Raw genomic sequence first — 23335 nt, 5'->3', positions numbered from 1 at the left:
GTCGTCATCAACGGCGATTTCGACGCCTACTGGGCGTATCACCTCGACCGGGAACGCGCCCGCAACCACGACAGCAAGTACTCACCCAGCTACACACTCGCCGCTTGATCTCACCTGGGGAGAACTGCACCCAACCCGGTCTGAGACCGTCCCGGACCCGCTCCGATGGTGTCCGGGGCCTCTGCGATCCAGCGAAAAAAATGTCTGTTTTGTCGGCTATGTGCTCATGTCCGGTCAAAGATATTGCAGAACGATGTCATCGTGATGAAGCCACCTGGCCAGGATGGGCACCATCTGGCATGCTTACCATCCCGATGAATTCGATCGACTTGCATGGCGCGGGTGTCAGCCCGCGTGAGGGGGTATCTATGAGGCCGAGCAGACTGTGGCGTGCAGCGACGCCACTCATCGCCGCGGGGGCGCTTGTACTGGCGGTGGTGGGCTGCTCGAGTGACGACGGGGACTCCCAGACGGTCGCCTCGAACGGCCAGATCACCGGCACCCTACGGCTCGGGTACTTCCCGAACCTCACCCATGCGCCAGCTCTCTACGGCGCCGAGAAGGGGATCTTCGCCAAGGACCTCGGCTCTGGAGTCACGCTCAAGACATCGACCTTCAACTCCGGCGTGCAGGAGGCGGAGGCGATTCTGTCCGGCGCCATCGATGCCGGCTATATCGGTCCCAACCCGGCGGTCAACAGCTTCATCAAGTCGCACGGGGAGGCGGTGCGGATCGTCTCCGGCGCTACCTCGGGTGGTGCGTCGCTGGTGGTCAAGCCTGAGATCACCTCCGTCGCGCAGCTCAAGGGCACCACGCTCGCCACCCCGAGCCTGGGCAACACCCAGGACGTGGCGCTGCGGTACTTCCTCAAGAAGAACGGGCTGACGACCGACACCCAGGGTGGGGGTGATGTCTCCATCAAGCCCCAGGACAACACCGTGACGGTGGACACCTTCGCCAACAGGGCCATCGACGGGGCCTGGGTGCCCGAGCCGACGGCCTCCCGGCTCGTCGCAGCGGGGGGCAAGGTGCTCGTCGACGAGGCCGACGAGTGGCGGGAGACCAAGGGCCAGTTCGTCACGACGGTGCTTCTGGTGAGCACGGACTATCTGAAGAAGAACCCGGAGATCGTCCGCCGGCTCATCACGGCGAATGTGGAATCGATCAACGCGCTCAACGCCGACCGTGACGCCGGCGCGAAGGTCACCAACACGGCGCTGGGCAAGCTGAGTGGCAAGCCGCTGTCCGACAAGATCCTCACCTCGGCCTGGAAGGGGCTGACCTTCACTCCGGACCCGATCGCGGCCTCCCTGTTCACCTCGGCGAAGCACCAAGAGGAGCTCGGCCTCATCAAGAACCCGAAGCTCGACGGTCTGTTCGATCTGACGGTCCTCAACGAGATCCTCGCCAAGCAGGGCAAACCGACGGTCGCCGACTCCTGACCCGCGGCACCCGGCGGTAGCCGGGCCGGCTGAACCTCGGTCCGAGACCACAGGGCGACGACCAGGCCGGGGCGTCGATCATCGATGCCCCGGCCTGGTCCGTCCATCCGTCCATCCGTCCATGCACACCGGCCGCATACACCGCGACGGGGGAATGAACCATGACCGCTGTACTCGCCGACACCGCTGTACCCGCCGACACCGCGCTGCGCATCCACCGCGTCAGTCGGGTCTTCGGATCCGGGCCCGCCAGCGTCAAGGCGCTCGACGACGTCTCCCTGGACGTCCAGGCGGGCGAGTTCGTCTGTCTCCTCGGCGCGTCCGGCTGTGGGAAATCGACCCTGCTCGGCCTGGTCGCCGGTCTCGACCAGCCGTCCGTGGGCGTCGTCGACACCACCGGCCGGCGGGTCGGGATGATGTTCCAGGACTCGGCGTTGCTGCCCTGGCTGACCGCGGGCGGCAACGTCGAGGTGCCGCTGCGGCTGCGGGGGATCGGCAAGGCCGAGCGGCGGGACCGGGTCGAGAGTCTGCTCGCGATGGTCCGGCTCGCCGGTATGTCCGCGAAGCGCCCCCATGAGCTGTCCGGCGGCATGCGCCAGCGGGTGAGCCTGGCCCGGGCCTTCGCGCAGGAGGCCGACATCCTGTGCATGGATGAGCCGTTCGGTGCGCTCGACGCGATGACCCGCGATCTGCTCCACGACGAACTTGAACGGATCTGGCGGGAGACGGGGGTCACCGTCATCTTCGTCACCCACGATGTGCGTGAGGCGGTCCGGCTCGGTGACCGCATCGTGCTGCTGTCCTCCCGGCCTGGCCGGGTCGCGGAGATCTTCGACGTCGACCTCGACCGCCCCCGCCGGATCGACTCCACCCACGTCTCGGAGCTCGCCACCAAGGTGACCGCGCGGCTACGCGAGGAGGTCGGCCGCCATGGCCACTGACGTCAGCGTCTCCACCGACAAGGTCTCCACCGACAAGAGTGTCCTGCTCGGCGAGGCGGGCAAGTCCTTCGACGTCGACACGGCCCTCGCCGGCCTCGACGCGCTGGACATCCCGACCGCGCAACGGCGGCCGTTCGCGGTCCGCGTCTGGGCGGCCAGCTGGCCGAAGCTCGGCGCTCTGCTCCTGTTCCTGCTGCTCTGGCAGATCGTCGTCTGGAGTGGCTGGAAGCCCAGCTATGTGTTGCCCGGCCCGGGCGAGGCACTGGGCGAGTTCGTCGACCAGCTGGGCAGCGGACACTTCTGGGACGCCCTCGCCCGCACCCTGGTCCGGGCCCTGGAGGGATATGCCCTAGCCGTGTTCATCGGCACCGTGGTCGGGATCGCGGTGTCCCGCTTCGGAGTCCTGCGTACCGCGGTGGGATCGTTCATCACCGCGGTACAGACGATGCCCTCGATCGTCTGGTTCCCGCTCGCCGTCCTGCTGTTCAAGCTCAGCGAGTCCGCAATCATGTTCGTGGTGGTGCTCGGGGCGGCGCCGTCGGTGGCCAACGGCGTCATCTACGGCGTGGACTACGTGCCGCCTCTGCTGGTCCAGGTCGGCCGCAGCATGGGCGCGCGTAGCCTGTCCCTCTACCGGTACGTCGTGGTACCGGCGGCCCTGCCCTCGGTGCTCGCGGGCCTGAAGCAGGGCTGGGCGTTCGCTTGGCGCAGCCTGATGGCCGGCGAATTGCTGGTCATCGTTCCGGGGCATCCGTCCGTCGGAGCTGATCTGCAGAATGCCCGCGAACTACTCGACACGGTCGGGGTACTGGCCTCGATGATCACGATTTTCGTGATCGGGGTGCTCATCGACGCCGGGTTCAACGCTGCGGACCAGCGGATGCGGCAGCGCCGTGGGCTGGTTGCGGAGGGTACGACGGCGGTCCGGGCAGCTCGGCGTCGCCGGAACGGCAGCGCCGACGGGTCCGCCGCAGCCGCCGCCACGGCCACCTCCTCCGCCGGAGGCGGCGCGGACGCCCCCCGTCCCGAGAGGGCTGGCTGAGGAAGTTCCCGATTCCCCGGCCGGCAGGTTCGTTGGCCGGCAGGTTCGTTCGGCCGAGCCGGCGGCGGGAACAGCGCCCGTCGGCGCGGGGCCGTGCCTCGCCCGGTGCCGACCCGGCCCACCCATTCGGCGAGGACCGGCGGCAAAATGGATGCATGCAGATCTCCGCTCGCGCCGACTACGCATTGCGCGCACTCCTGACGTTGGCCGCGAGCAACGGTCGGCTCGTCAAGGGCGAGGCGCTTGCCGCGGCGCAGGATCTGCCGCTGCGCTTCCTCGAGAACATCCTCACCGATCTACGCCGGGCGGGGCTGGTCCAGAGCCGCCGGGGCGCGGACGGGGGATACCAGCTGGGCCTTCCCCCCGAGCAGATCACCATCGCCACGGTGATCCGGGCGACCGACGGTCCGCTCGCCAGCGTGCGGGGCCGGCGTCCTGAGGACACGAATTACGACGGCGCGGCCAAGCACCTGCAGGATGTGTGGATCGCGGTTCGGGTGAACCTGCGGCGGGTGCTGGAGGCCGTGACCCTCGCCGACGTGGCGAGTGGTCAGCTTCCGGACATCGTGACCACCCTCGGCTGCGATCCCGACGCGTGGGTCACCCGCTGACGGGAGCGGCCCGCTTCTCGGGAGCGGCCCGGCCTCCCCGGACGCCAGGTCATGTCCCCGGTAGCGCGCGGCTCGCGGCTGCCAGCGGCATGCCGGCCGCGATGCGGGCCCGCTGCGCGCGTACGGCGGTGCCGGTCAGCGCGTCCAGAGCCAGCGCACGGACGTCCCCGACGAGCACGGCGACAGCGTCGTGGGCCGCCATGGCGCAGGCGTCCTCGATCCTGGCCAGGAGGGCCAGTGCCGCCCCGATGCCCTCCGGCGCGACGGGGAGCCGATAGGCGGGCAGCGCCGGTGGCGCATCCCCGCCGCGGGCCCGGATCGCGGTGATGAGGTCGTCGCGCAGCGCCTGGTGCGCCAGACAGCTCAGTCGCGCGAGCTCGCGCGCCTGAGCCGCGGCCGGGCCGAGCGGCGCGACGGCACCTCCCGCCGCCGCGGTGGCGTAGACGGCGGCATGCGTGGCCGTGAGCATCGTGACCAGTGCCGCGACGCCCACGGGATCCGGGTGCTCGGTTGCGGCGGTCGATTCCGTGGGGGTCGCCGACGCCGGATCGCCCGATGGTGTGTCGGCGGTCATCCGGACACCCGGCTCGCAGCGAGGGCCAGCAGCTCCGCATGCGCGGTCCCGGCGGCGCACATGCTCGCCAGCAGGGAGGCGAGCGGACCGCCCGCGCACAGGCAGTCGGTGCGGGCGGCGTTCGTCGCCGCACTCTCCATCCCGGTCAGGGAGGCGAGGGTGGCTGCGCGGGCCGTGGGTGACTCGTTGACGAGCTGCGCCGTTCCCGCCGTCCCGGCGCCGTCACGCCCGATCGCCTGGGTCGGGGTGGCTGCCTGGGTCGGGGTGGTCGGTGCGGAGCCCGGGAACTGTTCGGCCAAGGTCCGGAGCTGGACCTCGTGATGGGCCCGCAGCGTGTCGAACAGGGGACGCAGGGACGGGTGGCGCTCGGCCGCCGGGCGGTACGCCGCGGCCAGCGCGGCCGCCCGGACGGCGGCGGCCCTCGCCGCCCGGCGGTCGTCGCCGTCCGGACCCACCGCGGGACCGGTCCGATTCGTCGCGACCGTGGAGCTGCAGCCGGCGGCCTCGAATCCGGCAAATCCGGCGAATCCGGTAAGGGCAAGGCTGGTCAGCCCGGTGAGGAGCCGTCGTCGGGAGGCGTGGGTGAGGTTCGCCGGATCCACCGTCGCAGCTTTGCACATCCCCTGCTGTCGTCCGGAACGCCGTGTGGTCCGCGCGGCCTGATCCGGTTACCCCCGGGTCGCGACGGATCCCGGTCGGGGCGGACGTAGGCTATGGATCTCACCCGGGCTGGGTCGCCCCGGGGCGGCCCAGCCCGGCGGGACCGTCGGCGGTCGGTCCTCGCTGTTCGACGGTGCCGCGGGTCGGGTCGATGAGGGTCGCACGGCTTGATGGCGCCGGCCGAACCTGGGTATCGCCCCCGGGGGATGACAACGTAGCGGCCGGCCTACGGCGTGGGGAGCGACGTCGTGGGTTCGGCGGATGATCAGGTATCGCGGATGCGGGAAGGGACGGTCGAAGTGGCAGGGGCGGGGGAGGCCGGCCGCGCGCGCGACCGGGGCCCATCCGGATCGGCCCGCGGGCGCGGCGGCGTTCGGACGGCGCTGCGGGCTCGGCTGGTGGCTGGCCTCGCCGACGCGGGCTTCGATCTCGAGGATGTGACGGTGACACGGGCCGGATCGCGCAGCGTGGTGCGGGTGGTGGTGGACCGCGACGGAGGAGTCGACCTGGACGCGGTCGCGGACGCCAGCCGGCTCGCCTCCGAGCTGCTTGACGCCGCCGAGACCGACGGCCAGGGCCTGGTCGCCGGGCCTTATGTTCTCGAGGTCACCTCACCGGGCGTCGAACGGCCGCTGACCGAGCCTCGGCACTGGCGCCGCGCGATCGGCAGGTTTGTCACGGTACGTGATCGAGACGGCATCGTCCTCGCCGGGCGTGTCCTGTCCGCCGACGAATCGGGGGCGGATCTGGCGGTGGCGACGGATCCCGCGCGGCCCGGACGCCCCCCGCGTCGGCGGCTCGCGCGGGTGACCTTCGCACAGGTGACCCGGGCTACCGTCGAGGTCGAGTTCTCGGCCGAGGCGTATGATGATCTTTCTATCGAGTCGGTGGAGACGCCGTCTTTGTCCGCCGTGTTGGTGGAACCCGGCGAGACAGCCGATCTCGGGTACGGAGAGCCGGACGACGATCTTCCGGCGGCGCCGGGGAGGGAATCCAATGACGACGGCCGGGAGGCCGGCCCCCGGGGCGCGGCCGGTAAGGAGATGACCCGGTGAAGCTCGACGTGGCCGCGCTGCGCGGAATCGAGCGGGAGAAGGACATTGCCTTTGACACCTTGGTGCAGGCGATGGAGACGGCCCTGCTGACGGCTTATCACCACACGGCCGGGTCCGCGCAGGACGCCCGGGTAGTGATCGACCGGACGACCGGAGATGTCTCCGTCCTTGCCCGGGAACAGGGCCCGGACGGCACCAGCCGGGAGTACGACGACACCCCGGCGGACTTCGGGCGGATCGCGACCATGACCGCCAAACAGGTGATCATGCAGCGGCTGCGCGAGGCCCAGCAGGAGGTCACCTACGGCCAGTACGCCGACCGGGAGCACGAGATCGTTTCCGGCGTGGTGCAACATCACGAACAGCGGGCCGGCTCCAGGGTCGTGCTCGTCAATCTCGGCACTGTCGAGGGTGTCCTGCCGCCGGCCGAGCAGGTCCCCGGCGAACGGCTCGAACACGGCGACCGGATCAAGTGTTATGTGGTGCACGTCGCGCGGGGGCCGCACGGACCCACGGTGACGTTGTCCCGCACCCATCCCGAGCTGGTGAAGGGGCTGTTCCGGCTGGAGGTGCCCGAGGTCGCCGACGGCACCGTGGAACTCGCCGCGATCGCCCGGGAGGCCGGGCATCGCAGCAAGATAGCGGTGCGGTCCCGGGTGGCCGGGGTCAACCCCAAGGGCGCGTGCATCGGGCCGATGGGCAGCCGGGTGCGTGCCGTCATGGCCGAACTGCGGGGCGAGAAGATCGATATCGTTGACTGGTCGGCCGACCCGGCAACCTTCGTCGGGAGCGCGCTGTCCCCGGCCCGGGTGGCCCGGGTCGAGGTGACGGATCCGGCGAGCCGCTCGGCGCGGGTGGTGGTGCCCGATTACCAGCTGTCGTTGGCCATCGGGCGTGAGGGGCAGAACGCCCGCCTCGCCGCCCGGCTGACGGGGTGGCGCATCGACATCCACTCTGACACCGAGGACTCCGGCGAGGGCGCTGGGAGCGGATCCGAACGGGACTCTGCTGGAGCGCCCCGACGATCGGGACCAGCTACGGTGCCGCGGCGATCACCTGCCGCGGGTGGCCATTCTCGGGGTCAGGCGGGATAGACTTACGATGGCGCGCCGTGCGGAGCCCGTCCGTACCTGTGTCGGATGTCGAAGCCGTGCGCCGAGTTCTGACCTACTGCGTATCGTTGTAGAAGGCGGCGAGCTTCTGCCGGATGCTCGTCGTCGGATGCGTGGTCGGGGTGCGCACGTGCATCCTGATCTTGCATGCCTCGATCTCGCGGAGCGTCGCAAGGCGTTCTCACGAGCACTGCGGGTGTCAGGCCCGCTCGGGTCGAAGCAGGTCAGGCTGTATCTGGAGCGGTTTCGCCCGCGGTGGTCCGGTCCCTCCGGGAGCGGTCCGCCGTAGTCGCGCCAGGCACAGGGAGATACCAGGTAAAGATGGATGGATGGAACGGGCGGACCGCGGCAGCGGACCGGCCGGGTCAGACGGAGTGGGTACCCGCGCCAGCGGCATCCGCTCCCACAGACGGCGCCAACAGACGTCGACAGGGAAGCAGGTCGAGACAGCGATGACCGCTCAATGAGCACCCAGCCATGATCACGACCGGCAGGTAACGAGGTCACGCGGGCACGGACCGCGGGCCGAACGAAGGAGCACCGTGGCAGGAAAGGCCCGCGTACACGAGCTCGCCAAGGAGCTTGGTGTCGACAGTAAGACCGTGCTCGCCAAGCTCAAGGATCTCGGCGAGTTCGTGAAGTCCGCTTCGTCCACTGTCGAGGCACCCGTCGTCCGCAAGTTGAAGGAAGCGTTCCCCTCCGACGGCGCACCCACTTCCCCGGGCCGGGCCACCAGCCGTCCGGGACCGCCGGGTGGCGGCGCTCGTCCGACCCCGCCGTCCCGTCCTGGTCTGGCGCCTCGGCCCGGTCCGCGCCCGGTTCCCGGGCGGCCTGGTCCCCTCGGCCGGCCCGGTCCGGCGACCCCGGCGCCGTCCCCCTCGCCCGCGTCCCCGCCGCTACCGGCCTCGCCGACGCAGGCCTCCCCGACGTCTGCACCCGCCGCTCCCCGTCCGGCCGCGGCCTCCGCCGCGCCCGCGCCGCCGGTGCCGTCCGCTCCCTCCGCCGTGCCCGCGCCGCCGATGCCGTCCGTGCCGTCCGCTCCCTCCGGGCCGCGGCCCGGGCCGAACGTTCCGCGTCCCGGTGCACCGCAGGGCGGTGGCCGTCCGCGTCCCGGCGCCCCGGTTCCTCCCTCGGGTCCCACCGCTGGCGGTCCGACCGCTGGCGGCCCCCGGCCCGGGCCGCGTCCCGGACCCCGGTCGGCTGCGCCCGGTAACAACCCCTACACGACGCCGTCCGCTGGGCCGCGTCCGTCGCCCGGGCAGTCGGGTCCGCCATCGACGCCCACTCCCCGGCCCAGCGCCCCGCGGCCGGGCACCCCCAGGCCAGGTACCCCCCGGCCGGGTGGACCGCGTCCCGGTGGCACCGGTGCCGGTGGTCCACGGCCCACTCCCGGCGGGATGCCACCACGTTCCGGCGGTCCACGGTCCGGAGCAGGGGGTGGCATGCCGCCCCGCCCAGGTGGCACCGGGGGGCCGCGCCCCAACGCGAACATGTTCCAGCCTCGGCCCGCCGGTGGCCCTCCCGGACGCCCGGGCGGTGGTGGCGCGCCCGGTCGTCCCGGTGGCGGCGGTCCGCGTCCCGGTGGCGGCGGTCCGCGTCCCGGCGGATTCGCCGGGCGGGGTGGCGCGCCCGGTCGTCCCGGTGGTGGCGGCGGCGGTGGCGGTGCGCCCGGTCGTCCCGCGGCCGGCGGCCGTGGCCGAGGTGGGACCACGGCGGGCGCCTTCGGCCCCGGTGGCCGTGGTCGCCCCGGTCGCCAGCGCAAGTCCAAGCGCGCGAAGCGGCAGGAATGGGAGAGCGGGCTCGAAGCGCCGCGCATGGGCGCGATGGTGCCCCGCGGCAACGGGCAGGCCATCCGGCTTCCCCGTGGCGCCTCGCTGGCCGATTTCGCCGACAAGATCGACGCGAACCCGGGCGCTCTGGTCCAGGTCGTGTTCACCCAGCTCGGCGAGATGGTGACCGCGACCCAGTCCTGCACCGACGAGACGCTGCAGCTGTTGGGTGTCACGCTCGGCTACGAGGTCCAGATCGTCAGCCCGGAGGACGAGGACAAGGAGCTCCTCGAGAGCTTCGACCTCTCTTTCGGCGGGGAGTACGGCGACGACGTCGAGCTCAGCTCCCGGCCGCCGGTCGTGACCGTCATGGGTCACGTCGATCATGGTAAGACGAAACTGCTGGACGCCATCCGCTCCACCGACGTGGTCGGGGGCGAGGCCGGTGGTATCACCCAGCACATCGGTGCCTACCAGGTGCGGGCCAAGGTCGACGGCGACGAGCGTCCGATCACCTTCATCGACACTCCGGGCCACGAGACCTTCACGGCCATGCGGGCCCGCGGTGCGCAGGTGACGGACATCGTGGTCTTGGTCGTGGCCGCCGACGACGGGGTGAAGCCGCAGACCATCGAGGCACTGAACCACGCCCAGGCGGCCGGCGTCCCGGTCGTGGTGGCGGTCAACAAGGTCGACAAGGAGGGCGCCGACCCGGCCAAGGTGCGGGGTCAGCTCACCGAGTACGGCCTGGTGGCGGAGGAGTACGGCGGCGACACGATGTTCGTCGACGTCTCCGCCCGCAACCGGACGAACATCGACGGCCTGCTCGAGGCGATCGTCCTGACCGCCGACGCATCCCTGGACCTGCGGGCTCCGACCGAGGTCGAGGCGCAGGGTGTCGCCATCGAAGGTCGGCTCGACCGGGGCCGGGGTCCGGTGGCGACCGTGCTGGTCCAGCGCGGCACGCTGAGGGTCGGTGACTCGGTCGTCGCCGGCGAGGCGTTCGGTCGGGTTCGGGCGATGCTCGACGAACACGGTGGTCAGGTGGTCGAGGCGGGCCCGGCCCGGCCCGTCCAGGTCCTGGGGTTCACCAGCGTTCCCGACGCGGGTGACAACTTCCTGGTGGTGCCCGAGGACCGGGTGGCCCGTCAGATCGCCGAACGGCGTCAGGCCCGCGAGCGTAACGCGGAGCTGGCGCTGAGCCGGGGCCGTCCGACGCTGGAGACGATCCTCGAGCGGATGAAGGAGGGCGAGAAGACCCAGCTCAACCTCATCCTCAAGGGCGATGTGTCCGGTTCGGTCGAGGCGCTCGAGGACGCCTTGCTCAAGATCGATGTCGGCGACGAGGTCGGTCTGCGGATCATCGACCGTGGGGTCGGCGCGATCACTGAGACCAACGTGATGCTGGCGTCGGCGTCCGACGTGATCATCATCGGCTTCAACGTCCGGCCGCAGGGCAAGGCGACGGAGCTGGCCGACCGTGAGGGCGTCGAGGTCCGGTACTACTCGGTGATCTACCAGGCTATCGAGGACATCGAGAACGCCCTGAAGGGCATGCTCAAGCCCGTCTACGAGGAAGCGCAGCTCGGTACCGCCGAGGTCCGCGAGGTCTTCCGCGTGCCGCGGATCGGCAACGTGGCCGGCTCTCTGGTCCGTTCCGGCGTCATCCGGCGGAACACCAAGGCCAGGCTCATCCGCGACGGCGTCGTCGTGGCCGACAACCTCACGGTCGAGTCGCTCAAGCGTTTCAAGGACGACGCGACGGAGGTCCGCGAGGGCTACGAGTGCGGTATCGGTCTCGGGTCGTTCAACGACATCAAGATCGATGACGTGATCGAGACGTTCGAGCAACGGGAGGTTCCCCGCGCCTGAGCACGTCCGCGGCCGGTGACGATCGAGCTGTCTGCCCGATCGTCACCGGTGGTGTGTGCCCGGCGGCGGGAGACGACCATGTGGATCGGAACCCTCAGCCTTGATCTGCTGCTCGGTGACGTGCACTCGTTGAAGGAGAAACGGTCGGTGGTGCGGCCGATCGTGGCGGAGCTGCGTCGCCGTTTCGCCCTCAGCGTGGCCGAGACCGGCCATCATGATCTGTACCGGCGAGCCGAGATCGGGATGGCGGTCGTCGCCGCGGACCGGGCGCACTGCGTCGAGGTCCTCTGTTCCTGCGAGCATCTGGTGGCCCAGCGACCGGACGTCGAGGTGCTCGCCGCGCGGGCGCGCTACTTTTCGGCGGACGACGCGGACGACGAACCGCATGCACCCGGTGAACCGCATGCACCCGGTGCATCTGCCGCGGTGAGCGTGCCGCCGGCGGGACCGGCGAGCAAGGAGGTGGACGGTGGCTGATCCGGCCCGGGCACGGCGGCTGGCCGTGCGTATCCGCGAGGTCGTGGCGTCCACGCTGGAGCGTGGCGTCAAGGATCCTCGACTCGGCATGGTGACCGTCACGGATGTGCGGCTGACGCCGGATCTGGTCGACGCGACGGTCTTCTACACCGTCTACGGCGATGAGACGGCGCGGCAGGCGTCGGCCCAGGCGCTCGAATCCGCCCGGGGGCTGCTGCGCAGCCAGGTCGGCCGGGCCACGGGGGTGAAGGTGACCCCGACGCTCACCTTCGTTCATGACCGGCTTCCCGACGACGCCCAGCATCTGGAGAAGCTGATCAGCGTTGCCCGGGAACGCGACGCGTATCTGGCCGAGGTCCGTCGGGATGCTCGCCCGGCGGGCGACGACGATCCCTACCGCCGGCCGCGCTCCGCCGGCGAGCCGGATGAGCTGGGCGAGCCGGATGAGCTGGGCGAGGTGGATGAGTACGGCGGGACGGCCCGGCAGGAGGGATGACGGGGTACGGGCCCGGGACACCGCGGTGACAGGCACGAGACAGCTGCGATGGGACGAGACAGCGGCGATGGGAACTGACGATGAGCGATGCGACCGATCTCGCGGACCCGCCGGCGGCGTCGGTCAACCGCTCCCGCCCGGACGGTGCCGGTCCGACCGGTGATTTCCAGGCCGCGGTGACCGCACTGACCGGCGCGATCGACGCCGGTGACGACATCCTGCTGATCGCCCACGTGAACCCCGACGGGGACAGTCTCGGATCGGCGTTGGCGCTGGGGCTCGCGCTGCGGTCGCTGGGCGGAAGGCCGCGGGTGTCCTTCGACGCGGATCCCTTCGTCGTTCCCCGGGTGCTTCGCTTCCTCGCCGGTCAGGATCTGTTGGTGGCCCCCGAGGCCGTCACCGGCAGGCCGGGTCTCGTGGTGACCCTGGACGCCGCCAGCCGGCCCCGGCTGGGCAGGCTCGCCAGCACCACGGCCGGTTGCCGGGTCCTGGTCGTCGACCACCATGCCTCCAACACCCGGTTCGGCGATCTCAATCTGGTCGACCCCGAGGCGGCCTCGACCAGCGCCATGGTCATCGACCTCGTCGATGCCCTGGGCGTGCGGCTCGACCGGGACATCGCGACAGCGATCTACACCGGTCTGGTAACCGACACGGGATCGTTCCGTTTCGCCGCGACGACACCGGCGGTGCACCAACTGGCCGCCCGGCTGGTGGCCACGGGCATCCGTCCCGACCTGATCAGCCGTGCCCTGTGGGACACCCACCGCTTCGGCTATCTCAAGCTACTCGGGGAGGTTCTCGGCCGCGTCCGGCTGGAGCCCGAGTACGACCTCGTCTGGTCCTGGTGCAGCCAGGCCGATCTGCGCGCCGCGGGACTGGAGTACGACGAGATCGAGGGGCTCATCGACACGGTGCGCACCGTGTCGGAGGCAGAGGTCGCCCTTGTCTGCAAGCAGGATGGTGACGTCTGGAAGGTCTCGGTCCGTTCCAAGGGGGACGTTGACGTCGGCGCGGTCTGTACGGCTCTCGGTGGTGGCGGCCATCGCTTCGCCGCCGGATTCTCCTGCGGGACGACGCCCGACGAGTTGATGGACGTGCTTCGGGACGCGCTGGCGCGGGCTCCGCGCCTGGGGGGCCCGGGGACGCGGGAGAATCCGTGCGGCCCGGGTGGCCCGAGGAACGCGGTCCGGAGCCCGCGGTGAACACCCGGGGGGGATCCACCCGGGGACCCGCGCGGCCGGGGGGAGCCGCATCCCGCCGGGGATCCGGTCCCAGCCCCGGGCCACAGGTCGACGGGCTCGTCGTCGTGGACAAGCCAGCCGGCTGGACGTCGCACGATGTCGTCGCCAGGGCGCGGCGCATTCTCGGGCAGCGTCGGATCGGCCACGCGGGCACCCTCGATCCGATGGCGACGGGCGTGCTGGTGCTGGGAGCCGGCCGGGGAACCCGCCTGCTCGGACATCTCGCCCTCACCGACAAGGTGTACGATGCCACGATCCGGCTCGGCCGGACTACCACGACCGACGACGCCGAGGGCGCGCCGGTCGAGGACCGTCCGGTGGACGTCGACGCCGACCGGCTCACGCGGGCCATGGCGGCCTTTACCGGGGTGCTCGACCAGGTTCCTGCCAGCGTGAGCGCGGTCAAGGTGGGCGGGGTACGCGCGTACGCCAGGGTCCGGGCCGGCGAGGTGGTCGATCTCGCCCCACGCCGGGTGACGGTCCACCGCTTCGACCTGCTGGCGCGGCGGGCCGCGGGCGACGGGGCGGTGGACCCGGCCGGAACCGATCTGGAGGTCACGGTCGGTTGCTCCAGCGGAACATACGTGCGGGCGCTCGCCCGTGATCTCGGGGCGGGGTTGGACTGCGGGGCGCATCTGACCTCCCTGCGGCGCACCGCCGTTGGTCCCTTCGATCTGGCGGGCGCAGTGACTCTCGACACGTTCGTCGAGCTGGGGCCGCGGGCGGTCACGTCGCTGACCGACGCGGTCGCGGCCGGCTTCCTGCGCCGCGACGTGACGGCGGAGGCGGCAGCGGACGTGTCCCATGGCCGACGGTTGCCCCCGGTAGGACGGCCGGGTACGTACGGCGTCTTCGGTCCCGACGGGACCGTGCTGGCCCTGGTCGAGGAGATCGAGCATGCGGTCCGGTCGCTCGTCGTCTTCGCCCCGGCCCAGTCCGGCGGCCCCGGCCGGGGTTCGGTGGCCCGACGGCGCCCCACGAGAATGTCCTAGGCTTCGCACGTGCAAACGTGGCGAGGGGCGGAGAACACGCCTGTCCAGTGGCGGGGCGGGGTCGTCACGATTGGCTTCTTCGACGGGGTGCACCTCGGACACCGGCAGATCATCGGCCGGGCGGTCCGGCTGGCGCGGGAACGCGGTGAGCGTTCGCTGGTGTTGACCTTCGACCCGCATCCCGGTGAGGTGCTGCGACCCGGCAGCCATCCCGCCCTGCTCACGACGCTGCGTTTCAAGGCCGAACTGTTGGCCGGGACCGGGGTGGACGCGCTCTGCGTCGAGCCGTTCACGCTGGAGTTCAGTCGGGTCTCCCCGGCTGACTTCGTGCACGGGATACTGGTCGAGCGGCTGCGGGCGAGCGTGGTCGTGGTGGGGGAGAACTTCACCTACGGTCACCGGGCCGCCGGGAGGCTCGCGACGCTGTCGGAGGCGGGCGCCCGGGAGGGATTCGAGGTTGACGGGGTCCGTCTCGTCCGCTCCGGCGAGCAGGTGCTCTCCTCGACGGCGATCCGTGCCCGGGTGGCCGAGGGCGACGTGGCGGCCGCGGCGGCCGGGCTGGACCGGCCGCATCGGGTCGAGGGTGTCGTCGTGCACGGCGACGCGCGTGGCCGCACCATCGGCTATCCTACGGCGAACATCCAGGTGACGCCGTGGGCCGCCGTTCCGGCGGACGGCGTGTACGCGGGCTTCGCCTGCTGGTCCGGCCGCCGCCAGCCTGCCGCCATCTCGATCGGTACGAATCCGACGTTCGAGGGACGCGACCGGCGCGTCGAAGCGTTTCTCCTGGACTTCGACGAGGATCTCTACGGCGAGTACATGGCCTACGAGTTCACCCATCGGCTGCGTCCGACCCTGCGCTTCGACTCGGTGGCCGAGCTCGTCACCCAGATGGCCGCGGATGTGGAGGCCACCCGCGCGGCAACCCTGCTCGTCTGAACTCGGCTGAACTCCGCCGGTGGCCGAGCGGCTCTCCTCGGGTTGATAGGCTTCCCGGTCAGGCGGGTGCGGTGTGTCCGGACCGGACGGCGATGATGCCGAGGTCCGGTGATCGATCCGGGTGGGGAAGACCCCGGACGTGCGCTGTCCCGAAACAGAAGGAGAAGGTGGAGCGTGCCGCTCGCGAGCGACGTCAAGCAGAAGATCATGTCCGATTACGCCACCGTCGAGCGGGACACGGGCTCGCCCGAGGTGCAGGTCGCGATGCTGACCCGTCGGATCAGTGACCTGACCGAGCATCTCAAGGTGCATAAGCACGATCACCACAGCCGCCGCGGTCTGCTGCTACTCGTCGGCCGTCGCCGACGGCTGCTGAACTACCTGGCGAAGACGGATATCAACCGATACCGCGCTCTGATCGAGCGACTCGGGCTACGGCGGTAGCGCGAAGAGGGAGCGGCCCGGCTGGGACGCTCCCTCTGACGCATCGGGGGTAGGTACCGAATGCGTCGAGCCGTCGGCGGAGTCGTCCGCTCGGCGGTGTGGAGGACCTGGCCGGGTCCGTGGTGGTGCGAGCCGCCGGTCCTCGGTCGTGGTCGCCGGGATGGGTACGGGCACCGGACCCGGGGACTTCGACTGAGCACCGGCATCCTCGTTGGCGTGGACCCGGCCGTAGAAGAGGCTCGGCCGCGTGGATCCGGCCGAGGAAGAGAGGATGGAGTGGTTCGAGTGGACGACTCGACACATGCGGCCGAAGCGGTCATCGCGACCCCGGCCGGAGACCGGACGGTCCGGTTCGAGACCGGGCGTCTCGCCAAGCAGGCCGCCGGCTCCGCCGTCGCCTACCTGGGCGACACGATGGTGCTCTCGGCGACGACGGTCAGCAAGCAGCCCAAGGAACAGCTCGACTTCTTCCCGCTGACGGTGGATGTCGAGGAGCGGATGTACGCGGCCGGGCGCATCCCCGGTTCGTTCTTCCGGCGGGAGGGCCGCCCCAGCGAGGACGCGATCCTCACCTGCCGGCTCATCGACCGGCCGCTGCGGCCGTCGTTCGCCAAGGGGCTGCGCAACGAGATCCAGGTCGTGGCCACCGTGCTCGCCCTGGATCCCGACACCCTTTACGACGTGGTCGCCATCAACGCGGCCAGCGCGTCGACGACGCTGTCCGGCCTGCCCTTCACCGGGCCGATCGGTGCGACCCGGGTCGGGTTCGTCGACGGCGAGTGGATCGCCTTCCCGACCCATGCGGAGCTCGCTCGGGCGACCTTCGACATGGTCGTGGCCGGTCGGGTGATCGAGGACGGCTCGGACGTCGCGATCATGATGGTGGAGGCCGAGGCGACCCCGGGCACGGTCGAGCTGCTCGCGCACGGCGCGCCGGCTCCCACCGAGGAGGTCGTGGCCGCGGGCCTCGAGGCGGCGAAGCCCGCCATCCGTGAGCTCTGCCGGGCCCAGAGCGAGCTGGCCGCGCTCGCCGCGAAGCCTGCCCGGGAGTTCCCCGTCTTCATCGACTATCACGACGACGTGCTGGACGCGCTGTCCGCGGCAATCGGCGACGAGCTGTCCGCCGCGCTGCGCATCCCCGGCAAGGCTGAGCGCGAGAACGAGCTCGACCGGGTCCGCCAGCTCGCGGCCGAGAAGGTGGCCTCCCAGTTCGAGGGGCGAGAGAAAGAGATCGGCGCCGCCTACCGGGCGCTGACCAAGAAGCTCGTCCGCTCCCGCATCGTGACCGAGAGCGTGCGCATCGACGGTCGCTCGACAACCGAGATCCGCGCGCTGTCGGCCGAGGTCGACTACATCCCGCGGGTACACGGCTCGGCACTGTTCGAGCGGGGCGAGACGCAGATCCTCGGCGTCACGACCTTGGCCATGCTGCGCATGGAGCAGACGGTCGACACGCTCAACCCCGACCGCACCAAGCGGTACATGCACAACTACAACTTCCCGCCGTACTCCACCGGCGAGACCGGCCGCGTCGGTTCGCCGAAGCGCCGGGAGATCGGCCACGGGGCACTCGCCGAGCGGGCCCTGCTCCCGGTGCTGCCCAGCCGCGAGGAGTTCCCCTACGCGATCCGGCAGGTATCCGAGGCGCTGGGCTCGAACGGGTCAACGAGCATGGGCTCGGTGTGCGCGAGCACCCTGTCGCTGCTCAACGCCGGGGTACCGCTCAAGGCGCCGGTCGCCGGGATCGCGATGGGCCTCATCCACGCCGACGACTCCTACGTCACCCTGACCGACATCCTCGGGGCCGAGGACGCCTACGGGGACATGGACTTCAAGGTCGCCGGCACCCGGGACTTCGTCACCGCGCTCCAGCTCGACACCAAGCTCGACGGTATCCCGGCCTCGGTCCTCGCCGCGGCGCTCCAGCAGGCGCGCGGGGCGCGGCTCGCGATCCTCGACGTGATGGCCGAGGCCATCGGCAGCCCGGACGAGATGTCCGCTCACGCCCCGCGGGTCATCTCCGTCAAGATCCCGGTGGACAAGATCGGGGAGGTCATTGGGCCCAAGGGTAAGATGATCAACCAGATCCAGGCGGACAGTGGTGCCGAGATCACCGTCGAGGACGACGGGACGATCTACATCGGCGCGGTGGACGGTCCGTCGGCGGAGTCCGCCCGGTCGGCGATCAACGCGATCGCCAACCCGCAGATGCCCGAGGTCGGCGAGCGTTATCTGGGGACGATTGTGAAGATCACCAATTTTGGGGCCTTCGTCTCGCTCACCCCGGGCCGGGACGGTCTGCTCCACGTCAGCAAGCTCAAGACACTCTCCGGCGGTAAGCGGGTAGAGAAGGTGGAGGACGTCCTGACGGTGGGTCAGAAGCTTCAGGTCGAGATCACCGAGATCGACAGCCGCGGGAAGATCAGCCTGTCCCCGAGTGCCGAAGCCGCCGACGCGGCGGCCGCCGCCTCCTGACGGCCCGTCGTGTCCGACACTCCCACGCCCGACCTGACCTGCTCAGCGGGGACCGCCGGCGCGCCGCGGAACAAGCCGGTTCCCGGCGCCCGGGCCGCGCACCTGCTCGCTGCTGGCGGGGTCGGTGGCGAATCGTTGCTGGACGGCACGGCGCGCCGCACCGTGCTCCCCGGCGGTCTGCGGGTCATCACCGAGCGGGTCCCCGGGGTGCGCTCGGTCGCGATCGGCGTCTGGGTCGCGGTGGGCTCGCGCGACGAGACGCCGGTGACCGCCGGATGCTCCCACTACCTGGAGCACCTGCTGTTCAAGGGCACGCCCAGCCGGGACGCGTTGACTATCAGCGCGTCGGTCGAGGCGGTCGGCGGGGACATCAACGCCTTCACCGGCAAGGAGTACACCTGCTACTACGTGCGGGTGCTCGACTCCGATCTCGCGATGGCCGTCGACGTCATCGCCGACATGGTCACCAACTCGCTGGTGACGGCCGACGACGTCGAGGCCGAGCGTGGCGTGATCCTGGAGGAGATCGCCATGTACGAGGACGACCCGGGTGACCTCGTCCATGACGTATTCGCGGCGGCGATGCTCGGGTCGTCGGTACTCGGCCGCCCGGTGCTCGGGACGACCGAGTCGATCGAGGGGCTGGGCCGGGAGACCATCGCGGACTACTACCGCTCCCGGTACGTCCCGCCGGCGATGGTGGTCTCCATCGCCGGCAACCTGGCGCACGACCGGGCGCTGGCGCTGGTCGCCGAGGCGTTCGCCGACCGTCTGACGGTGAGCGCCGAGCCGTTCGAGGTGCGTGGCGGATCGTACGACTACCCGCCGCCGCCCGGCATCGTCGTGACCGACCGGCCGACCGAGCAGGCGCATCTCGTGCTCGGCACCAGGGGACTGTCCCGGCACGATCCGCGCCGTTACACGCTCGGCGTGCTGTCGACGGCGCTGGGCGGTGGGATGAGCTCGCGGCTGTTCCAGGAGATCCGGGAGAAGCGGGGGCTGGCGTACTCGGTGGGCTCGTTCGCCTCCCACTTCGCCGACGCGGGCCTGTTCGGCGTCTATGCCGGATGCGCCCCCAAGCGTGCCGACATGGTCCTCGAGCTCGCCCGTGAGCAGGTACGTCAGATCGCCGAGCACGGGATCAGCGCGGAGGAACTCGACCGGGCCCGTGGGCAGAACCGCGGCTCGATGATCCTCGGCTTGGAGGACACCGGATCCCGGATGAGCCGCCTCGGCAAGAGCGAGCTCGTCCACGGTGAGGTCCTGTCGGTCGACGAGATCATCGCCCGGGTGGACGCGGTCACCCTCGACGATGTCACCGCGATCGCGCGGGAGCTGCTGGACCAGTCCTGGGCCCTGGGCGTCATCGGACCCTTCGACGACCACGACTTCAGCGCTGCCGTCGCCCGTTAGCGACTCTCATCCCGCGAGGTTCACCGATGTCCGACTCCGAGTCCCGCCCGGTAACCGGCGCTGTCCCAGTAGCCGGGACAGCAGTGGGGGTGCTCGGTGCACGGGGACGGATGGGGTCGACGGTGTGTGCCGCCGTCGAGGCCGCCGCCGACCTGGCGCTGGTCGCGGCCCTCGGCACCGGCGATGACCGTGGTGCGCTCGCCGCGGCCGACGTCGTCGTCGACTTCACCACTCCCGACGCGGTGATGGACAACCTCCGCTGGTGCGTCCAGGCCGGCAAGCACGTCGTCGTCGGCACCACCGGCTTCGACGAGCCGCGGCTCGCGACCCTGCGTGGCTGGCTGGCTGCGGCACCGGGGGTCGGGGTGCTCGTCGCGCCGAACTTCGGGGTAGCCGCCGTGCTGATGATGACGTTCGCCGCCCGGGCCGCCCGGTTCTTCGACTCGGTGGAGATCATCGAGTTGCACCATCCCGGCAAGGCCGACGCGCCGAGCGGCACCGCCCGGCGTACCGCGCAGCTGGTCGCCGCGGCGCGTACCACCGCCGGGTTGCCGGTGGCCGGCCCGGACGCGACAACCGCCGCCCTCGACGGTGCCCGCGGCGCCCGGGTCGACGGCGTGCCGGTGCATGCCGTCCGCCTCGCCGGGCTCGTCGCGCATCAGGAGGTCCTGCTCGGGGGCGCGGGGGAGACCCTCACCCTGCGGCACGATTCCTACGACCGCACCTCGTTCATGCCGGGGGTGCTGCTGAGCGTGCGGAAGGTCGGCGAGCGACCGGGACTCACGGTCGGTCTGGAGTCGCTGCTCGACCTGGGCTAGCGCCGCGGGCATCTTGGGGCAGGTGCCTGCTGCCACCACGGGCCGCGAAAGATAGGTTTCCGGATGTGGTCGGACACGTTGACCGTCGTTTCCCGGCGGGTACCCGTAGCGTCTTTTGTATCGATCTTGGTAAGATGTTCAGCTGCCTGGCCCGGGCGCGCCCCGACGACGTGTGCTCCCTGGTCAAGCGGCGGATGCCGGTCGTGGCGACCTTGGCGGCACCCGGGGCGCGGATCCGGCTGGATCCGGACGGCCCGGTGGCGTCGGCATCCGGTGGGGCGTCCAGGTGAGGGCCCGCTGGCTGGTGGCCGTGCTTGTCGCGGCGTGTGGCTTCTACCTCGGGCTGATCGGCTGGCGGGGAATCCAGTTGCTCGGCGACGATCGCTGGGCGGCCCGTGGACTCGGTCTCGGTGTCGTGCTGCTTCCGATGATCGGCGCCGTCGTCATCCTGCGTGAGCTGCGTTTCGGCCGCGACACCGAGCGGCTTGCCCGGATGTTCGACGTAGCCGCGGATGCGACGGCTGACGTCGAGTCCGGCACCGCCCGCGGCTTCAACCCCGGCGCCCGTGCCGACGAGCCGGTTCTCGTGCGCCGGCCGTCGGGCCGGATCGACCGCGCCTCGGCCGACGCCGCGTTCGCCCAGCGTCGGGCGGAGGTCGAGGCGGCGCCGGGTGAATGGCGTCGCTGGTACCGGCTCGCGGTCTCCTATGGAGATGCCGGGGACACCCGCCGGGGACGCGCCGCGATGCGTCACGCGATCGTCCTCGAGCGGCACTCCCGCGGGTGACCGTGCCCCGTCCCCTGGCGGTGAATTGCTCATCCAATGCAGGCGGCTCCGGGACGGCCATTGACATCTCCCGTAGGGAGTCGGGCGCCATCGGTGACAGGTGGTTATATCGTATCGACGTGGCTAGGAGGGAGACTGAGCCGGGCCGCGTACTTAACGCGTCGATGGCCTGTGTACGATGCCGCAGAGGGTCGGCTGTCGGCCATCAGACTACTGGGGGGTAGTGCGGTGTTCGTGTCCTGCGGCCATTCGAGATCGGTCCGGCAGCGTCCATGCTGAGTGCTCCGGCGGGTGAGCAGCTACTGATCCTCTGATCTCCGATCATTTGATGTCCGTTTCCCCCGATCCTCCAACCTGGCCTCGCGGCGCGATCTGATCGGATGCGCCGCCTCCTTCGCATGGCTCAAGGGAGGACGCCCGTCGTCGCCGGACTCCGGACAGCGATCGACGGGCACTCTCCGGGGTCCTCTGTATTCCAGATCCGGGAGCACACGACGTGCGTGCGATAGTGACCGGCGGCGCCGGTTTTCTGGGCAGTCATCTCTGTGAACGCCTACTGGACGGCGGCTACGAGGTCATCTGTTTCGACAACTTCCTCACCGGCAGGCCGGAGAATGTGGAGCATCTGCTCGCCGACCCACGTTTCCGCCTGGTCAACCGGGATGTGAATGATTTCATTTATGTTTCCGGTCCGGTCGACGCCGTGTTGCACTTTGCGTCCCCGGCATCTCCGGTGGATTACTACGAGCTGCCGATCGAAACGCTCAAGGTCGGCTCGCTCGGTACCTTCCACGCCCTTGGCCTGGCGCGGCAGAAGAATGCTCGGTTCCTGCTCGCCTCGACCTCGGAGTCCTACGGCGATCCACAGGTCAATCCCCAGCCGGAAGGCTACTGGGGCAACGTGAACCCGGTCGGCCCGCGCAGTGTGTACGACGAGGCCAAGCGCTTCTCCGAGGCAGTGACCATGGCCTATCAGCGCAAACACGGTGTCGACACCGGTATTGTCCGGATCTTCAACACCTACGGCCCGCGGATGCGGGTCGACGACGGTCGCGCCATTCCCGCCTTCATCTCCCAGGCGCTGCGGGGCGAGCCCATCACGGTCGCCGGTGACGGAACCCAGACCCGGTCCATCTGTTACGTCGACGACCTGATCGACGGCATCGTCCGACTTCTGCACTCGGACCTGCCCGGGCCCGTGAACATTGGGAACCCGCACGAGATGTCGATCCTCGACACCGCGGTGCTCGTCCGTGACCGGTGCGGATCGACGGCGCCGATCACCTTCGTCCCGCGGCCCCAGGACGACCCCTCGGTGCGTCAACCCGACATCACCCTCGCCCGGACCCTCCTGGGCTGGGAACCGAAGACGAGCCTGCACGACGGGCTCACCCGGACGATCTCCTGGTTCGCCGGCCAGCTCGCGGAGAGCCGTCAGGTCGCTTGACCGGCGTCACAGGTGTCCCGCCCGGCCACCGAGCTTTCCGGGAACGTGGCCGCGCGGGGAACGTGACTTTCTGTTTGCGGGGGAGGGTTCGCGATGGCCGGCGCCATGCCGTGTGCACCGCCGCGTTACGTGGGATCGGTGGCATTGGTCCGCAACCCGCCGAGGATGTCAGCGTCACCTACCTGCTGTGCGCGCTCAGGCCGAGGCGGGGCCTTTGCCGCCGATGCGTGGGCGAACGGCGACGGGCCCGGGAGGTCCGCGGCAATGGTGACCCGAGAGTTCCCGTGGCCACGCCACCTCCTGGACATCTTCTTCCGGGACGTGAGCCGCCGGTCCCGGGTGCCGTGCGCGCGGTTCTTGCCACCGGCGGTGCACTACCCGACGCTGGCGCTGTGACCGGACCGGGGCTCCTGCTCGCGCCGATCGCCTGGTTCACCGGGATCGCCGCGGCCGCTATCAGGTCGGTGATGCACCGACCTGGGGGTTATGTTCTGCTGTGCCTGATGTCCGTCGCCCCGGGTGTGCCCGTGCCCATCGCGGTGTTCGCTGCCCGAACGGTCGGGACCGCGCGGTCCAGCCGAAGGGCACCGGCGACGGGCGTGGCCGTGGTGTCGATCCTAGCCGCCGTCGGGTTGATCCTGCTGCCGGGATCGGTTGTTCCGGGCCGGTGTGGAGCACCGGTGACGAGTTGTTTCAGTTGATCACCGAAGAAGTGGATAACCGAG

At 70.5% G+C, this 23335-nt stretch carries 24 protein-coding genes; 22 read left to right on the top strand and 2 right to left on the bottom strand.

The features are described from left to right. Positions 1-368 precede the first annotated feature (368 nt). The 4 genes from AC08OX_RS01285 to AC08OX_RS01270 all read left to right on the top strand — a co-directional run bounded on the left by AC08OX_RS01285 (position 369) and on the right by AC08OX_RS01270 (position 4036). The gene (locus AC08OX_RS01285; RefSeq protein ID WP_476606104.1) at positions 369-1442 is read left to right on the top strand and encodes an ABC transporter substrate-binding protein; all 1074 of its coding nucleotides are present in this window, start codon (positions 369-371) and stop codon (positions 1440-1442) included. Between the two features lie 161 nt (positions 1443-1603). After that, positions 1604-2383, top strand: a complete 780-nt coding sequence (locus AC08OX_RS01280; protein ID WP_476606103.1) for an ABC transporter ATP-binding protein — start codon at positions 1604-1606, stop codon at positions 2381-2383. After that, positions 2373-3425: an ABC transporter permease gene (locus AC08OX_RS01275; RefSeq protein ID WP_476606102.1), complete on the top strand. Its 1053-nt coding sequence runs from the start codon at positions 2373-2375 to the stop codon at positions 3423-3425. The genes AC08OX_RS01280 and AC08OX_RS01275 overlap by 11 nt, the downstream gene beginning before the upstream one ends. Positions 3426-3580: 155 nt before the next feature. Then, positions 3581-4036 (top strand): RrF2 family transcriptional regulator, encoded by a 456-nt coding sequence (locus AC08OX_RS01270; protein ID WP_476606101.1) that lies wholly within the window; start codon positions 3581-3583, stop codon positions 4034-4036. A gap of 49 nt (positions 4037-4085) precedes the next feature. Here the strand turns inward: AC08OX_RS01270 and AC08OX_RS01265 are convergent, their stop codons facing one another. After that, positions 4086-4610 (bottom strand): DUF4439 domain-containing protein, encoded by a 525-nt coding sequence (locus AC08OX_RS01265; protein WP_476606100.1) that lies wholly within the window; start codon positions 4608-4610, stop codon positions 4086-4088. After that, positions 4607-5230 (bottom strand): hypothetical protein, encoded by a 624-nt coding sequence (locus AC08OX_RS01260; protein ID WP_476606099.1) that lies wholly within the window; start codon positions 5228-5230, stop codon positions 4607-4609. The genes AC08OX_RS01265 and AC08OX_RS01260 overlap by 4 nt, the downstream gene beginning before the upstream one ends. 288 nt (positions 5231-5518) lie before the next feature. Here AC08OX_RS01260 and rimP point away from each other — a divergent pair, with 288 nt between their 5' ends. The 18 genes from rimP (at position 5519) to AC08OX_RS01170 (ending at position 23311) form a co-directional block, all read left to right on the top strand. Next, positions 5519-6325 carry a ribosome maturation factor RimP gene (rimP, locus tag AC08OX_RS01255; protein WP_476606098.1) on the top strand — a complete coding sequence of 269 codons (807 nt, stop codon included), beginning with the start codon at positions 5519-5521 and terminating at the stop codon, positions 6323-6325. Continuing rightward, positions 6322-7419 carry a transcription termination factor NusA gene (gene nusA, locus AC08OX_RS01250; RefSeq protein WP_476606097.1) on the top strand — a complete coding sequence of 366 codons (1098 nt, stop codon included), beginning with the start codon at positions 6322-6324 and terminating at the stop codon, positions 7417-7419. Before rimP ends, nusA begins: the two co-directional genes overlap by 4 nt. Positions 7420-7426: 7 nt before the next feature. Then, positions 7427-7726 (top strand): YlxR family protein, encoded by a 300-nt coding sequence (locus tag AC08OX_RS01245; protein ID WP_476606096.1) that lies wholly within the window; start codon positions 7427-7429, stop codon positions 7724-7726. Between the two features lie 253 nt (positions 7727-7979). Next, the gene (gene infB / locus AC08OX_RS01240; protein WP_476606095.1) at positions 7980-11078 is read left to right on the top strand and encodes a translation initiation factor IF-2; all 3099 of its coding nucleotides are present in this window, start codon (positions 7980-7982) and stop codon (positions 11076-11078) included. 78 nt (positions 11079-11156) lie between these two features. Beyond that, positions 11157-11555 carry a DUF503 domain-containing protein gene (locus AC08OX_RS01235; protein WP_476606108.1) on the top strand — a complete coding sequence of 133 codons (399 nt, stop codon included), beginning with the start codon at positions 11157-11159 and terminating at the stop codon, positions 11553-11555. After that, the gene (rbfA, locus tag AC08OX_RS01230; RefSeq protein ID WP_476606094.1) at positions 11548-12051 is read left to right on the top strand and encodes a 30S ribosome-binding factor RbfA; all 504 of its coding nucleotides are present in this window, start codon (positions 11548-11550) and stop codon (positions 12049-12051) included. Before AC08OX_RS01235 ends, rbfA begins: the two co-directional genes overlap by 8 nt. Before the next feature lie 80 nt (positions 12052-12131). Beyond that, positions 12132-13256, top strand: a complete 1125-nt coding sequence (locus tag AC08OX_RS01225) for a DHH family phosphoesterase (RefSeq protein ID WP_476606093.1) — start codon at positions 12132-12134, stop codon at positions 13254-13256. Further along, on the top strand, positions 13253-14287 hold the full coding sequence (gene truB, locus AC08OX_RS01220) for a tRNA pseudouridine(55) synthase TruB (protein WP_476606092.1): 1035 nt from the start codon (positions 13253-13255) through the stop codon (positions 14285-14287). Before AC08OX_RS01225 ends, truB begins: the two co-directional genes overlap by 4 nt. A gap of 9 nt (positions 14288-14296) precedes the next feature. Then, a complete protein-coding gene (locus tag AC08OX_RS01215; RefSeq protein ID WP_476606091.1) occupies positions 14297-15226 on the top strand; it encodes a bifunctional riboflavin kinase/FAD synthetase in 930 nt (309 codons plus the stop codon). A gap of 174 nt (positions 15227-15400) precedes the next feature. Next, positions 15401-15670, top strand: a complete 270-nt coding sequence (rpsO, locus tag AC08OX_RS01210) for a 30S ribosomal protein S15 (RefSeq protein WP_011437932.1) — start codon at positions 15401-15403, stop codon at positions 15668-15670. 285 nt (positions 15671-15955) lie between these two features. Next, on the top strand, positions 15956-18145 hold the full coding sequence (locus AC08OX_RS01205) for a polyribonucleotide nucleotidyltransferase (RefSeq protein WP_011437931.1): 2190 nt from the start codon (positions 15956-15958) through the stop codon (positions 18143-18145). Positions 18146-18154: 9 nt separating this feature from the next. Further along, the gene (locus tag AC08OX_RS01200; RefSeq protein WP_476606090.1) at positions 18155-19558 is read left to right on the top strand and encodes a M16 family metallopeptidase; all 1404 of its coding nucleotides are present in this window, start codon (positions 18155-18157) and stop codon (positions 19556-19558) included. Positions 19559-19584: 26 nt separating this feature from the next. Continuing rightward, complete coding sequence (gene dapB, locus AC08OX_RS01195; RefSeq protein WP_476606089.1) at positions 19585-20376, top strand: 4-hydroxy-tetrahydrodipicolinate reductase; 792 nt, start codon at positions 19585-19587, stop codon at positions 20374-20376. 134 nt (positions 20377-20510) lie between these two features. Continuing rightward, positions 20511-20666, top strand: a complete 156-nt coding sequence (locus AC08OX_RS01190) for a hypothetical protein (RefSeq protein ID WP_476606088.1) — start codon at positions 20511-20513, stop codon at positions 20664-20666. Further along, positions 20663-21163: a hypothetical protein gene (locus AC08OX_RS01185; protein ID WP_476606087.1), complete on the top strand. Its 501-nt coding sequence runs from the start codon at positions 20663-20665 to the stop codon at positions 21161-21163. The genes AC08OX_RS01190 and AC08OX_RS01185 overlap by 4 nt, the downstream gene beginning before the upstream one ends. Before the next feature lie 496 nt (positions 21164-21659). After that, positions 21660-22610 carry a UDP-glucuronic acid decarboxylase family protein gene (locus tag AC08OX_RS01180; RefSeq protein WP_476606086.1) on the top strand — a complete coding sequence of 317 codons (951 nt, stop codon included), beginning with the start codon at positions 21660-21662 and terminating at the stop codon, positions 22608-22610. A gap of 264 nt (positions 22611-22874) precedes the next feature. Then, positions 22875-23006, top strand: coding sequence for a hypothetical protein (locus tag AC08OX_RS01175; protein WP_476606085.1), 132 nt, complete (start codon positions 22875-22877; stop codon positions 23004-23006). Further along, positions 23003-23311, top strand: a complete 309-nt coding sequence (locus AC08OX_RS01170) for a hypothetical protein (protein ID WP_476606084.1) — start codon at positions 23003-23005, stop codon at positions 23309-23311. The genes AC08OX_RS01175 and AC08OX_RS01170 overlap by 4 nt, the downstream gene beginning before the upstream one ends. Positions 23312-23335: the final 24 nt, after the last annotated feature.

It is taken from the genome of Frankia sp. CoBUL1 (genome assembly GCF_978021245.1).
Note: the sequence above shows the minus strand (reverse complement) of the source record. Positions and strands in the feature narration are given on the sequence as shown.

Coding starts and splice junctions, on each gene's coding strand:
- AC08OX_RS01285 (WP_476606104.1), top strand. CDS start 369: ATGAGGCCGAGCAGACTGTGGCGTGCAGCGACGCCACTCATCGCCGCG.
- AC08OX_RS01280 (WP_476606103.1), top strand. CDS start 1,604: ATGACCGCTGTACTCGCCGACACCGCTGTACCCGCCGACACCGCGCTG.
- AC08OX_RS01275 (WP_476606102.1), top strand. CDS start 2,373: ATGGCCACTGACGTCAGCGTCTCCACCGACAAGGTCTCCACCGACAAG.
- AC08OX_RS01270 (WP_476606101.1), top strand. CDS start 3,581: ATGCAGATCTCCGCTCGCGCCGACTACGCATTGCGCGCACTCCTGACG.
- AC08OX_RS01265 (WP_476606100.1), bottom strand. CDS start 4,610: ATGACCGCCGACACACCATCGGGCGATCCGGCGTCGGCGACCCCCACG.
- AC08OX_RS01260 (WP_476606099.1), bottom strand. CDS start 5,230: ATGTGCAAAGCTGCGACGGTGGATCCGGCGAACCTCACCCACGCCTCC.
- AC08OX_RS01245 (WP_476606096.1), top strand. CDS start 7,427: ATGGCGCGCCGTGCGGAGCCCGTCCGTACCTGTGTCGGATGTCGAAGC.
- AC08OX_RS01235 (WP_476606108.1), top strand. CDS start 11,157: ATGTGGATCGGAACCCTCAGCCTTGATCTGCTGCTCGGTGACGTGCAC.
- AC08OX_RS01225 (WP_476606093.1), top strand. CDS start 12,132: ATGAGCGATGCGACCGATCTCGCGGACCCGCCGGCGGCGTCGGTCAAC.
- dapB (WP_476606089.1), top strand. CDS start 19,585: ATGTCCGACTCCGAGTCCCGCCCGGTAACCGGCGCTGTCCCAGTAGCC.
- AC08OX_RS01190 (WP_476606088.1), top strand. CDS start 20,511: ATGTTCAGCTGCCTGGCCCGGGCGCGCCCCGACGACGTGTGCTCCCTG.
- AC08OX_RS01175 (WP_476606085.1), top strand. CDS start 22,875: ATGGTGACCCGAGAGTTCCCGTGGCCACGCCACCTCCTGGACATCTTC.